Raw genomic sequence first — 13,360 nt, 5'->3', positions numbered from 1 at the left:
GAGGGGATGATAGATCTTCGTTTCGATAAGGTATCCAAGCGTTACCGCATACGCCACGAAGACGGCACGGTTTCGCGTAACCCGCTCGTTCGGGCGTGGAACCGGTTACGCACGCGGTCGGAAGACTTCTGGGCGCTGCGCGACGTCTCTTTCGAAGTCAAGCGCGGCGAGGCGCTCGGCATCATCGGGCATAACGGCGCTGGAAAGAGCACCATATTGAAGCTTCTATCTAATATAACGACGCCGACTTCAGGCGAGATCACGATCAACGGGCGATTGGCCGCTCTGATCGAAGTCGGCTCGGGGTTCCATCCGGAACTCACCGGGCGCGAGAACATCTTCTTGAGCGGTTCGATCTTGGGGATGAAGCGGCGCGAGATCGAAGCCAAGCTCGATCAAATCATCGAGTTCGCTGGCGTGCGGGAGTTCATCGATACTCCCGTCAAACGCTACTCTTCCGGGATGTATGTGCGATTGGGATTTGCCATCGCCGCGCACTTGGATGCGGACGTGCTGCTTCTCGACGAAGTGCTCGCCGTCGGAGACGCGAGCTTTCAAGCGAAGTGTTTACAGCGCGTGCGCGAACTGCGCGAAAGCGGCAAAACCATCGTCTTCATCTCGCATGATTTGGCGGCGGTCGAGAGGTTGTGCGATCGCGTGCTGTTGATGGAGCGGGGCCGTTTGGTCGCAGAAGGTGAACCGCGCGAGGTGATTGCGGAATATCAAAGAAGAGCGGCCGATCTCGTGGCATTGACTGGGCAGAAGGGGGCTCAGAAAAGCGGAGCTGAAATCGTCTCCGTGTCTTTTCACAACGAAAAAGGAGATCTCGTTGCTTCACTACAAACGGGAGATGCTTTGATCGTCAAAGTTAAATACCGAGTCTATTGCAAACCCGTCGAAAGTTCGATTGAAGTTTTCTTCTACACTCCTGAGGGGGAGCTAACCAGCCAACTTTTCACCGATAGGAGCGTCTTTGCGGAGCAGAGTGAGGGGTATGTTGAATTCCACTGTCCGGAGTTGGGTCTTGCTCCCGGAATGTACTTTATAGATGTGACGTTCGACAAAGATTGGAAGTTCCGTTGCGCGACGTTTCGTGTTGATCCCGGAAAGAGTTTCCGCGGACGGTTCTACCTGCCTCACACATGGCGCTTCGTGGAGAAAGTGGAAGAAGCTGTAACTGGAAAGATATTCGCTGAGTCTTGAAAGCATCCGGCAGGTAGCTCTTGGCGCGCTCATTTAAAAGCGCCCCGAGAAAACTGCTCGCAGAAAGATCGCGGTGTTTAAAGATTCGAAAGTCTCCATCATTATCACCACCTATAACCAAGCGCCGTATCTCGGCGAAGCGATCGCGAGCGCGCTGGGGCAAAGTCACCGCAATCTGGAGATCTTTGTGATAGATGATGGATCGACTGACGGATCAGAAGAGGTGGCAGCCCGATTCAGCGGGATCAAGTACATCAAGCAGAAAAACCAGGGCGTCGCTGCAGCGAGAAACACCGGAGTGCGCGCCTGTTCCGGCGAATTCATCGTTTTGTTGGATGGAGATGATCGCCTTTTGCCGGATGCTGTCGAGATCGGATTGAAGCAGTTCGGCTCTCATCCAGAAGCCATGATCGTCGCCGGACTTGCTAGAATGATCAACAAAAATGGCGAGGTGTTTGAGGTCCACACTAGAAAAAGTCTTGATGGTACACCCTATGAATATTTGCTCAAAGGCAACAGCATCTTCATGCCCGCTATGGCCATGTACCGTCGAGGCGTTTTCGATTTAGTTGGCTTGTTCGATGGACGCTATGCCCCGGCGGAAGATTGGGAGATGTATCTGCGCATCGCTCGTTCATATCCGGTGGTCTTTCACGATCACATAGTCGCCGAATACAGAATTCATGGGATGAATAGCAGCCGGAAGACGGCGCTGTTGTTTGTTCAAGCACACAAGGTTATGGTCGATCAGTGGAAGTATGTGAGACAGGATGAAACTTTAAGAAAAGCTTACAAAGCCGGGTACGATCGACTTCACAAATTGTATGGCGAGGAGTTGGTCAACGACATCAGACGCGCTTGGAGAAACGAGCATTGACGTCAGATCGGCAAAGATCTGCCGACGCTGGTTCGTTTATATCCTCATGGATTCATTCGCCATGTGTTTCGCAAATGTCGTTGCATACTTCTCGGCGTCGAGAGAAGCGACGATGACTTGAAGAGTTTCTATGACTCTGTCTAACTCTGTATAGAAACACCAGCAGTTCAGTGGCAGCACTGCTGAATTGCAAATCATCTTCTCCTCGGAGAGTTGCTATGAGCGATAAGGAAAATCCATTGGTTTCGGTCATCATCCCTTGCTACAAGCAGGCTCATTTTCTAAGCGAAGCGATCGAAAGCGTGCTCCGTCAAACGTACCGCAATGTGGAGACGATCGTCATCGACGACGGATCGCCTGACAATACTTCGGAAGTGGCTGCGAGATACGCCGAGGTGAAGTGCGTCAGACAAGAGAACCGCGGCTTGTCCGGAGCGAGAAATCGCGGGATAGCAGAGAGCAAAGGCGAATATCTGGTCTTTCTGGACGCAGACGATAGGCTGCTGCCCCATGCGCTTGAAAGCCATCTTGAGTGTTTGCTGAAACATCCGGAGTGTGCTTTTGTTTATGGGCACCATAGATTGATGGCCCTAGACGGATCGCAGATATCGCCGCAGAGTAAACCTCGCTGTCCGGAGGAAGATCATTACTTTCACTTGTTGCAGAGTTGTTACATATATCCCCCAGGAGCGGTGATGTTTCGGCGTGGAGTGTTAGATGAAGTTGGTTTTTTCAATGAGTCCCAGCACGCGGTTGAAGATTGGGAGTTGTATCTAAGAATAGCACGACAGTTTTCGATTTTATGTCATCATCAGGATGTTATAGAGTATCGTATTTATGAGGGAAGTATGAGTACCAAAGCCAGCTTGATGTTTCAAGGGGCTTTAGCTGCCCTGAAGTCTCAGAAAAAATATGTTCAAAAAGATAGAAGATTGAAAGAAGCGTTTGGTATTGGTTGGAGAAGTGCTAAAGAGATATATGGAGAGAGGGTGGTAAACAGCATCAGATGCGGCTTGCGAAAGCATGATTGGAAGGTAGTAGCTCAAGGCTTGTATGCTTTACTGCGGTGGTATCCACAAAGCATCCCTAAACACGTTTTTCGGAAAATCTATTGCTTGATTGCTGGAATTCCAAGCGACATAGACAGTTTGTACTCTAGCTCAACGATATCTCGTAATCAGGGATCAATCGAAGAGATAGCTAGGAATGACCTTGATAGTTAATCACTTAACATCTTGTCTCAGTAGGTCTTGATCCTTGAAGCCCTACGTAGCTTTAGTGGTTCTGTGTTGAAACAGCATCAGTTCGGTTCTTAATACACAGTCTGTAAAGGTGGCTGCTCATGCGTTCTGTTACTGAATCGTCACGTCGGGTGTTTATTTATCTTGAGACGATGCCGCAAAAACAAGGGAGCGGTGCCAGCCTTCGCTTCTACTCGAATATACAAGCTTACTTAGATCTGGGTTTTGAGGTAGAACTAATTCATATAGCTAGCGCTGCTGATGAATCCATACCTTCCGATGATCTTCGCCCCATTAGTTGGGTTCGTGTACCTAGAGAGAACGGGAGGTATTCGCTCCTTGGGCGGCTAATGTTCAGAGTAGGTTTCCCGTATCGCTCTGCTATGCGCCACTATTTCCCTTATCATGACACTGTCGCCCGCGAGTTTGCCGCTCGATATAGATTGCATCCAGAGGCAATTCATCAGTTCGAAGGCGAATCGTTGGCCAACATTATTCCTTGGGTTTATAGGAGGGCGCGCGTTGTTTGGAGTCTTCACGACTTACCCTCGGCAGTTGTTAAAGCTACTGCCAAAATCGCTTGCGAGATCGATCGTCGTCCCCTGAGTGTGGCTGAAAAGAGAGAGTTGAGGTTCTCTAAACGGGCGGAACGCTTGATGGCAAGACGTGCTCCATTGATACTGTGCATTTCAGCTTATGACCGGGACCTTTTACGTTCAGAAATTCCATCTTGCCGCGTAGAGTATCTTCCTATGAGTATTCCGGGCGACGGCGGTGACAGGAAGGTAGGTAATTGGATGCAAGATGGACGCTTGCACTTGTTACATTTGGGTCGGTTGAGCCACTTGCCCAGCTACCGTTCGCTCGAGTTTCTTTTCGAGAACGTGTTCCCGTTGTTGCCTCCGCAAGTGTTAGATCGAATTGCGGTGCATGTAGTAGGGAAAATAGATGATGACGAGCGGTCGAGAAGAGTGTTGGCTCTGGCCTCGGCTTACAAGAACGTGTCTTTCATTGGTTTCGTTGAAGATATTACCCCATATTACAAGGCTTGTGACTTGCAACTCGTTGCATCCACTGATGCCGCTGGGTTACGCACTAGAATTATCGAATCTTTTGCCTATGGCCTGCCGGTTTTAAGTACCTCGATTGGGGCGCGCGGTATTGCTGGGCTACAACCCAATGAGCATCTCTTAATTGCTGATGATGCTGAGCAATTTGTCGCCCAGCTGTCTCGATTGCTACATTCCCCGAATATTCTCGATGAGCTTTCAAGGAAAGGGCGAGATTTCTACGTCACTCACCAAAGTCGCGCTGTCGTTGCTTCAACGTTGGCAGGGTGTCTAAGTAGATATTTCGGGATACGGACGAACTCGGCACTAAAAACCTGTCCTCACAAGGGGTGAGGGCTAGTTCACTAATTTCGATCCTGAGATTTCGACGTTAAGAATTTTAAGAATCTAAGCTGATAAGCTTGAAACAATCAAATATAACTCGGAGTAATAGATACAGGCGTGATTGATAGTGATAAATTGAAGTTGAGGTTTGCCAACTCGAAAGCTGATGCGCGTTATCGGCGAATGCAAAAGAGGGAGAATGAACGGACTGTTAGGCTAGGTATAGAAACCTTGACTTCGTGAATGACGTCGGTCTTAACTCTATCTCAGCGAATAAGGTAAATTAGATCCAAGTGTTCTTCAAAAATAATCTAGAAGCTATCTCATAATAGCGTTTACCACTCAGTTCATCTCAGCTTCTGCTATTTTTTAGATAACTTCTAGGTACTTCAAGGGAAAGGTCAAAATGCTTAAGCTGGTATCAGTGATCATCCCTTGCTACAACCAGGCTAAGTTTCTGCGGGAAGCCATCGAGAGCGTCCTGTATCAAGAGCATCCGCGATTTGAGCTGATCGTTGTAGATGATGGCTCAACAGATGAGACGTCTGATGTTGCTGCTAGTTACGATCGTGTGCGCTTAATCAGGCAAAGCAATCGTGGATTGGCCGGGGCTCGTAATAGAGGGTTAGCGGCGAGCTGTGGGGAGTACGTGACCTTCCTAGATTCGGATGATCGTCTTCTACCAGGGGCACTGGAGATTGGCTCACGCCAACTCGATCTAAATCAGGAGTGGGCCTTTGTTTATGGTCGCTATCGCTACATAGATGTAAATGGCGCTCCGCTTCCGCAGGGACAGCAAGGATCCGTTTCCGTTGAGGACTGTGGGGATAGTTATGAGGAGATGCTCGTTCGAAATTTCATCGGCATGCACGGTACGGTAATGTACCGGAGAGAAGTTCTTGAGCGGCTCTATGGATTCGATGAGACATTCATGGTTTGCGAAGACTATGAATTATATCTTCGCATTTGCCGGCAATTCCCGATAGGAAAGCACGACAATTTGGTTGCGGAATATCGCCTACATGCTGAATCTTTGTCGCGCGACAGCAGTCTTATGTTGAAATCGGCCATTCGTGCATTGCATTTGCAACGGCAATTCATTAAAGGGAAAGAGCAATACCAAAAGGCTTATGAGGCCGGGATAAGAGGATGGCGAGAACTATATGGTGAGCGAGTGGTTGAAGAAATCAGATGTCGGTTTAGGGATTACGGTTATTTAGGACTAGTGCAATCGCTCGGGCGATTATTCGTTCTGCTTCGTTATTATCCACAGGGGATTATAGATCACGGTTGCCGCAAAATAAGATGTACATTCATGGAAAAACTCATATGATTTTTTAGTCTCACGAGCAGTGTGCTTATTTGAGCTTGTGAGAAAGAGTGGAGGGGCGGAAGAAAGTCGTAAAGTTCTAATCAGATCACAATTAGACTTAGGCTTTATGAATAAGCGTCTAAGGTTGGATGACGCGCCAATTGTCCTACAAGGCGAAAATTCAAATTCAGATAGATTGGCTTAGCATCCGATTGGCTATGAGCGAGCAGATTTCGATCGTCATCCCTTGCTATAAACAGGCTCGATTTCTGTCTGAAGCCATCGAAAGCGCACTCGGGCAAACTCATCGGCGCGTCGAGGTGATCGTCGTCGATGATGGCTCGCCGGATGAAACAGCGGAAGTCGCATCGCGTTACTCCGCGGTGAAGTTGATCAGGCAGGAGAATCGCGGAGTCTCCATGGCGCGCAATGCCGGATTAGAAGCCAGTTGCGGGGAATACGTCGTCTTTCTCGATGCCGACGACCGGTTACTGCCGCAAGCCTTGAAACTAGGTTTGGAGGCGATGGCTGTCGATCCCGATTGCGCCTTCGTCTTTGGCAAGTGCCGGTATATCGATGCCAGTGGGCAACCGATCCCGACGCCCGCGCAGTTCCAATCCGAGAACATCGAAAACTATTACGCCTTTTTACTCGAATACGCCTGTCCGATATGGCATACGGCGATCGTCATGTTCCGTCGAAGCGCGCTCGAGACTGCCGGCGGTTTCAATGCAGATTTCACTCCAGCGGAAGATTACGAGCTCTATCTGCGGCTCGCTAGAAGATGGCCCGTTCGTTGCCACGCCAGCGTTGTGGCGGAGTACAGAATGCATCACGCGAACATGTCATCCGATTCGTTGAAGATGCTTCGCGCGATCTTGAAGGTGTTCGAACATCAGGATGAGCATGTGCGGGACGAGCCCCATCTACAGCGGGCGTTGGATTGCGGATTGGATCTTTGTCGCCGATACTACGGCCAACTGTGCGTTCGCGAGATAAAGGATGATGTAAGGAGAAGGGGGATGGATTCGAGCGCTTTGCGCCGGATCTTCGATCTTTTTCGTTGCGCTCCGAAGCAGGCTATTCGCTTTCTGTGGTGAGGAACAGTAATCGAAACACGTGCGAATAAGTGGACATTGCCGAAAGGAGGTGCTAAATGACCGGCTCACAAGTCAACATCATCGTCGTGCCGCGCGAATGCTTCTGTCGAGCTGGGACTTCGCTACAGAGCATTTATGAAAACACACAGTACCCGTTCTCATTGATTTACGTTGATGGGAATTCACCGCGCGGGATCAGGCGCTGGTTGGAGCGAGAGGCCGCCGATAAAGGATTCAAGTTGGTCAGGTTTGATCGTTACCTCGCTCCTAATGAAGCGCGCAACATCGGGCTTCAGCACGCTGACGCGAAATACGTGGTCTTCGTTGACAACGACGTGCTAGTCGCCCCAGGTTGGCTGGAGAATCTCGTTGCGTGTGCTGAAGAGACAGATGCGTGGGTTGTCGCGCCGTTGTATCTCGAAGGGTCGTGGGAAGATCCGCGCGTTCACATGGCCGGCGGATGGTGGCGAATAACGGAAGAGGATGGCAAGCGCATCTTCGTCGAGGAACACTCATCATATGAGCGGCGCGTGGATGATCCTGAAGTGCCGCGAAGCCGAATTCAGTGTGATCTGATAGAGTTTCACACTGTCTTGGTGCGCAGAGACGTCTTTCAAAAGATCGGCCCCTTGGATGAAAGACTGAAGAGCGTTCTGGAACACGTCGATTTCTGCATGAGCGTGGTTGAAGCTGGCGGAACGATCTACCTTGAGCCGAAATCGAGGATAATGTTTCGGAAGCCGCCGCGGGTCACTTTGTCCGATCTCCCCTATTTCTTGCTCCGCTGGTCCGACGCTTGGGGGGAAGAGAGCATGAAAGCTTTCGGCGAGAAGAGAAAAGTCGAGGTCGGATACTATCAAGTGGAGTGGTGGCGCGAATATCGCCGCCTGTCCTTGTTGCCAATACTTTGGCGGCTGGAGCGGCTTGCTGGTCGAAGAGCCGAACCTTTGGAAAGAAAGTTGATCTTCCCGATCGAGGAGAAGCTGAACAGGTTCCTGTTCTCATAGGTGAACAGGGGATTCGACCGCACCGGTGAAAGTTGGCAGGGTTCAAGCACACTCAGTGCATCTATGGATGGGAGCGACGGGCGGCTAGTTTCAATCATCACGCCTTTCTTCAACGCCGGGCGTTTCCTCAGCGAAGCGATCGAGAGCGTGCTGGCGCAGACTTATAGTTATTGGGAGTTGCTCTTGATCGATGATGGTTCGAACGACGAGAGCACGAGGATCGCGCGAAGCTATGCGGCCAAATACCCGGAACAGATCTTCTACCTGGAGCATGAAGGACACCTCAATCGGGGCGTTTGCGCCTCGCGGAATCTCGGGGTGCGACGAGCGCGCGGCGAGTTCGTCGCGCTTCTCGACGGCGATGATGTGTGGCTTCCGCGGAAGCTGGAAGAGCAGATTTCAATCATGCGGGCGAATCCGCAAGTTGGCATGGTCGCTGGACGCAGTCTCTACTGGCACAGTTGGGCGGGCGATGCAGAAAGCTCAGCGCGCGATTATGTGCCCGCATACGGAATCGCGCTAGACGCATCATTTGATCCGCCCGCGCTGCTGACGGCGCTATATCCTTTGGGGAAAGAGCATGCTCCCTGCCCTTCGGATCTGCTCTTGCGCAAAGAGGCCATAGAGAGCGTGGGCGGATTTGAAGAGAGCTTTGATGGTCCATATCAGCTTTACGAGGATCAAGCCTTTTTGACCAAAATCTATCTGAGGTGGCCCGTTTATCTTTCGAGTCGAACGTGGACGAAATATCGGGTGCACGATGCGTCCTGCATGGCCCGCGCGAGGCTGAAGTATCATGAGATTCGTCTCTTCTATCTGAGCTGGTGCCAAGATTATCTGATCGCTCGCGGAGTCGAAGATCCACATATCTGGTCCGCTTTGCGTGAGACGATGAGCGATGGTGAAGGCACGCAGAAGAAGCGATCGCCGGGTGTCAAAGAGTTTGCAAAAAGCGTGGCACGCGTTCTCCTGCCGGTCGGCGCGCGGCGATGGATCAAACTGCATCTGCTCGGAAAATCCGATGATGTACCGCCGCTGGGGAGCGTAAACTTAGGCGACTTGCGGCGCACAGAGCCAATAGACGAATCTTTCGGTTTCGGTCGCGGAAGACCGGTTGACCGTTACTACATAGAGAACTTCCTCGCTCAGCATGCCGCCGACATAAAGGGGCGCGTGTTGGAGATTGGCGATAACGCTTATACCGTGCGCTATGGTGGATCGCGCGTCGCGCAGAGCGACATCTTGCATGTGTCAGATGCCAACCCGCGGGCAACGATCGTTGGCGATTTGACCAGCGCAGATCACATCCCTTCGGATGCGTTCGACTGCATAATCTTGACGCAGACGCTCCATTTGATCTACGACATGCGGGCTGCCGTCAAGACCTTGTACCGGATCCTAAAACCGGGCGGTGTTTTGCTTGCCACCTTCCCGGGGATCAGTCGGATAGACCGCTACGAATGGAAAAGCTCTTGGTATTGGTCTTTAACTACGTTGTCGGCGGAGAAGCTCTTTGAAGAGATCTTCAGCGCGGAGCGTTTGGAAGTATGCTCCTACGGTAATGTGCTGGCGGCGACGGCGTTCCTCTACGGTTTGGCCGAAGAGGAGTTGCGGCGCGAAGAACTGGAAGCCTATGACCCTCACTATCCAGTCATCGTTGCGGTGAGAGCTGTGAAGTGAGAATGTTCAGTTTGCGAAGTTTCAAACGAACGGCGAAGAGGTTTTATCTGCACAGTCGTCGCGAGGCGCTCATACTGGTCTACCATCGCGTCACGGAACTAGACGTGGACCCTTGGAAGTTGGCCGTCGCGCCGCGGCACTTCGCCGAACATCTGGAAGTTCTTCGTCGCCATTACAGGGTGTCAGAGCTGCGGCGGATCGCCGATGGCCTTGCCTACGGTCGTTTGCCGCGGCAGTCGGTGGTCATCACGTTCGATGACGGTTATGAAGATAACTTGCACTGCGTAAAACCTCTGCTCGAAAAGCATGATGTGCCGGCGACTTTTTTCATCGCCACCGGCTTGATGAAGAACGAGCGCGAGGCTTGGTGGGATGAGCTGGAAAAGATGTTATTGCATCCGGGCGTTTTGCCACAGGTGCTGCGTCTGAGTCTCAAAGGTGAAGTCCGCGAATGGAATTTGGGTGAGGGAGCGCTCTACACGGAAGAGGAGCATGAGCATCATCGTTCTTGGGACGCTTGGCGCGAGCCGCCGCCACACGCCCGCCATGCCCTTTACCTGGAGCTTTACCGTCTGCTGCAACCATTGTCGGCAGCGGAGCAAAGACGAGCACTCGACGAGTTGCATAAACAGATCGGTTCGATGCCGGAATGTCGCCGGACTCATAAGTTCATTGTTTCGCCAGAGGTTGCCGCCTTGGCTGATTGCGAGTTGATCGAGATAGGGGCGCATACCGAAACGCATCCTTTGCTTGTGGCGTTGGACGACGCAGCGCAGCGCGCAGAGATAAGCAGCAGCAAGCGCCTTTTGGAAGAGTTGAGCGGGCGTCGCGTTCGCAGTTTTGCCTATCCATACGGCGCGTATGCGGAAGAGACGATCTCTGCGGTCAAGAGCACCGGTTTCGATTGCGCTTGCAGCACAGGTTCTGGGTTGGTCCGAAAGAACACGAACCCATACATGTTGCCGCGGTTGTTCGTCTTCGATTGGGATGGCGAAGAATTCGATCGGCAACTTTTCGATATGTTCTATGTTTGAGGCCAGAGGATCTTTGAGGCGTTGTTGTGGTCAGTTATCTCTACCCATGGCTGAACAGTTGGGGCTGGCAGCGAACTATGCATGATTTGGAAAAAGCGTGGCTTTGGTTGCCATTTCTTTGCTTGCATAGAATTCTTTGCAGTTCAAGCCTGCTTGAGGCTCTCGGGTGATTGGGTCAATTGCACGTTTTCGGAGATCGCACGATGAAAGATCGGCTGCGACGGATTGCGAAGGGGATACCTTTGATCGGTAAAGCCTACGTTCAAAGAGATGAGCTAAGAGCCATCGTGAATCAATTGTGGGAATTGCCGGGTCACTTCTACTCGCCAATACCTTCCATCGAAGAGGTGAGAAAGTACGAAAGAGACTCTTCGATGCTAAGTCGCGAGAACTCGGCGGCGTCGATCTGAACGAGAACGAACAACTGGCCTTGCTTGAGATTTTGAAACAGTACTACGCTGAACAACCCTTCCCAGAGCAGAAGCGGGATGATTGTCGGTATTTCTTCGAGAATAGTGCTTTCAGTTATTTCGATGCCATATTGTTGTACTCTATGCTACGATACCTGCGGCCCAAGAGGGTGATCGAAGTCGGTTGCGGATATTCGTCATGCGTTTTCCTAGATACTGATGAGCGCTTCCTTGGCAATTCTATTTCGCTGACTTTCATCGAGCCATATCCGGACTTGCTGATATCTTTGCTCAAAGACGAGGATAAGAATAGAACGACTATTTTGGCGAGCAAAATACAAGATGTGGATGTGAGTCTGTTCCGCGAGTTGGAAGCAAATGATATCCTGTTCGTCGATTCCTCGCATGTAGCTAAAACGGGCAGTGATGTGAATCACATCTTTTTCAAGGTTCTGCCAGTCCTCAACGAGGGCGTATATGTTCACTTTCACGACGTCTTTTATCCCTTCGAGTATCCCAAAGAATGGGTCTATCAAGGGCGTGCATGGAACGAGGCTTATATGTTGAGGGCATTTTTGCAATACAACAACGAGTTCGAAATAGTGCTTTTCAATTCTTTTCTGGAAAAGTTCCACCGCGACTTCTTCGCTCATCACATGCCGCTATGCACCAAGCATTCAAGTTACAGCATGATGCCGACTTCTGCGCAGAGCATTTGGTTGAGGAAGATGTGACTTGGTAAAGGGAACGGCGGATAAAGCCACCAGTCAGGCAGCGAGCAAAAGCCAGGAGTTCGCGTTGACTCACAAAATGAGATTCCAAGAGGCGGTAGACATCACGCTGCTCACTTGCACGTTCAACCGTTGTCGGGATCTGCGCGAGATGCTTGAGACGGCGCTTGCGCAGCAGACTCAAGGCGCCTTCACGTTCGAGGTGGTTGTTGTCGATAATAATTCGACTGATCAAACCCGTCAGACAGTTCAGTCGTTCATCGATGCAGGACATGATAATGTCCGTTATATCTTCGAAAGCAGGCAAGGCAAATCGTACGCGCTCAATACCGGACTCGAGGCTGCTCGGGGTTGGATATATACGATCGCCGACGATGACTTTTTGCTGCCGCATGACTGGTTACTGAAGATCTTTCAGGCTTTTCGCGATCACCCGGAAGTCTCCTGCGTCAGCGGCAAAGTCCTCCCTCACTGGGAAGCTGAACCGCCATCTTGGTTGACTCAAAAGCATTGGTCGGTGATAGCGATGGCGGATTACGGCGACGAGCCGTTTTACGCAGACGCGGAACGGCAGATCTGTTTGCTGGCATGTTCTTTTAAAACGGCGGATGTACGCGCCGTTGGCGGTTATTCCACTGCGTTGGGCGTCTCCAAAGACATGATCGGTGGAACAGAAGATTTGGAAGTTTTGCAACGGCTATGGAAAGCTGGGCGGAAAGGTATTTATCTTCCGCACATATACTTCTACCACAAGGTCGGCGCGGGCCGTTTGACCAAGCGGTATCATCGTCGCTGGCATACGGGACATGGTAGGTTCTACGCCATCATGCGCGATGAGGATTTCGAGCGTTCCAAGGCGCGATTGTTCGACGTTCCGTCGCATCTTTACCGCCAAGCGATGGGACACGCTTGGGGATGGTTGCGGCAGACGCTCGCGCGCGATGAGGCGGAAGCTTTCTGGCACGAGTGCCAGTTGCGCTTCTGCTGGGGCTTCTTCCAGCAGCGACGGGCCGAGTACGCGGCGCAACGGGAACGCGGTGCACTCGCCGAAGCGCTGCGATTTGCGCGTTCGTTGCTCAGCAGCCGGACCGGAAGAAGCGGCGAAGCGGAGACTCCGAAAAAGTGATCCCGTGATCGCCAGCGAAGATCTTGAATGCCTCATAAGAAAATCTTCGATCCTTCGTTTTGACGGGCAGTTGGGGATTAGATCATCAACCTTTCGTATTAACAGGTCGGCGGAGCTTCTTGGCCGAATCTTCCCAAATCTTCTCAAACCCTTTGCGAAAGTGGATTTGAACGTTAACTTTGGCTGCTTCGATATGTTATCTTTCTTTCGAGCGGGGGCGTCAGGGAGGCATCCATCACTAACAG

11 protein-coding genes are annotated in these 13,360 nt (G+C 51.3%); all 11 read left to right on the top strand.

Annotated features, from left to right (window positions below; genetic code table 11):
* Positions 1 to 6: 6 nt before the first annotated feature.
* The 11 genes from PYK22_RS11370 to PYK22_RS11320 all read left to right on the top strand — a co-directional run bounded on the left by PYK22_RS11370 (position 7) and on the right by PYK22_RS11320 (position 13,115).
* Entirely contained in the window at positions 7 to 1,203 is a 1,197-nt protein-coding gene (locus PYK22_RS11370; protein ID WP_041977440.1) for an ABC transporter ATP-binding protein, read from the top strand.
* Between the two features lie 73 nt (positions 1,204 to 1,276).
* Positions 1,277 to 2,080, top strand: coding sequence for a glycosyltransferase (locus tag PYK22_RS11365; RefSeq protein ID WP_060635593.1), 804 nt, complete (start codon positions 1,277 to 1,279; stop codon positions 2,078 to 2,080).
* A 218-nt stretch (positions 2,081 to 2,298) separates the two neighbouring features.
* Positions 2,299 to 3,303 carry a glycosyltransferase gene (locus PYK22_RS11360; RefSeq protein ID WP_060635592.1) on the top strand — a complete coding sequence of 335 codons (1,005 nt, stop codon included), beginning with the start codon at positions 2,299 to 2,301 and terminating at the stop codon, positions 3,301 to 3,303.
* A 119-nt stretch (positions 3,304 to 3,422) separates the two neighbouring features.
* Positions 3,423 to 4,724, top strand: a complete 1,302-nt coding sequence (locus PYK22_RS17335) for a glycosyltransferase (protein WP_083437801.1) — start codon at positions 3,423 to 3,425, stop codon at positions 4,722 to 4,724.
* Positions 4,725 to 5,121: 397 nt separating this feature from the next.
* Positions 5,122 to 6,048: a glycosyltransferase gene (locus PYK22_RS11350; RefSeq protein ID WP_060635591.1), complete on the top strand. Its 927-nt coding sequence runs from the start codon at positions 5,122 to 5,124 to the stop codon at positions 6,046 to 6,048.
* Positions 6,049 to 6,245: 197 nt separating this feature from the next.
* Positions 6,246 to 7,127, top strand: coding sequence for a glycosyltransferase (locus tag PYK22_RS16785; protein WP_060635590.1), 882 nt, complete (start codon positions 6,246 to 6,248; stop codon positions 7,125 to 7,127).
* A 56-nt stretch (positions 7,128 to 7,183) separates the two neighbouring features.
* Positions 7,184 to 8,134 (top strand): glycosyltransferase family 2 protein, encoded by a 951-nt coding sequence (locus tag PYK22_RS11340; protein WP_041977435.1) that lies wholly within the window; start codon positions 7,184 to 7,186, stop codon positions 8,132 to 8,134.
* A 63-nt stretch (positions 8,135 to 8,197) separates the two neighbouring features.
* Complete coding sequence (locus PYK22_RS11335) at positions 8,198 to 9,814, top strand: glycosyltransferase (RefSeq protein WP_041977434.1); 1,617 nt, start codon at positions 8,198 to 8,200, stop codon at positions 9,812 to 9,814.
* Between the two features lie 2 nt (positions 9,815 to 9,816).
* Positions 9,817 to 10,848: a polysaccharide deacetylase family protein gene (locus PYK22_RS11330; RefSeq protein ID WP_060635589.1), complete on the top strand. Its 1,032-nt coding sequence runs from the start codon at positions 9,817 to 9,819 to the stop codon at positions 10,846 to 10,848.
* Between the two features lie 298 nt (positions 10,849 to 11,146).
* A complete protein-coding gene (locus PYK22_RS11325; RefSeq protein ID WP_211197685.1) occupies positions 11,147 to 11,992 on the top strand; it encodes a class I SAM-dependent methyltransferase in 846 nt (281 codons plus the stop codon).
* A 64-nt stretch (positions 11,993 to 12,056) separates the two neighbouring features.
* A complete protein-coding gene (locus PYK22_RS11320) occupies positions 12,057 to 13,115 on the top strand; it encodes a glycosyltransferase (RefSeq protein ID WP_157770841.1) in 1,059 nt (352 codons plus the stop codon).
* Positions 13,116 to 13,360: the final 245 nt, after the last annotated feature.

The organism is Pyrinomonas methylaliphatogenes (assembly GCF_000820845.2).
GTDB lineage: Bacteria > Acidobacteriota > Blastocatellia > Pyrinomonadales > Pyrinomonadaceae > Pyrinomonas > Pyrinomonas methylaliphatogenes.
This window is presented reverse-complemented; position numbering and strand designations above follow the sequence as displayed.